The organism is Chengkuizengella axinellae (assembly GCF_030730905.1).
Classification (GTDB): domain Bacteria; phylum Bacillota; class Bacilli; order Paenibacillales; family KCTC-33759; genus Chengkuizengella; species Chengkuizengella axinellae.
Genome location: NZ_JAVAMP010000069.1, coordinates 1 through 297, shown reverse-complemented (window position 1 = coordinate 297; position 297 = coordinate 1). Strand labels below are relative to the sequence as shown.

Annotated in this window: 1 protein-coding gene; it reads right to left on the bottom strand. The window is 42.1% G+C overall.

Annotation, left to right across the window (positions count from 1 at the left end; translation table 11 throughout):
* Positions 1-297 (bottom strand): Ig-like domain-containing protein (locus tag Q5Y73_RS24705; protein WP_305994582.1); only part of this gene is annotated, 297 nt, incomplete at both ends.

Genomic DNA, 297 nt, shown 5'->3' with positions numbered 1-297 from the left:
CCTTCTACTGTGATCGTTCCGTTTTGAACACTATCTTCATCTACGTTAAAGAATAACTCAGATGAATTGGTTTCATCATCACTTCCAGTAAGGATGATCTCTATGGATTCACCCTCATTTGTTATCACAGCTTGGTTATCTGCTGCTGGCTTCGTGTTCACTGGATTGACTGTGATCGTTACCGTCCCTGTGTCACTTGTTTTTGCTTCTGCACTTCCATCTCCTAAATCTGTCACGGTAAAGGTAAAGGTGTCTGAACCGTTATATCCATCTGCTGGAGTGTAGATGACTTTAGAG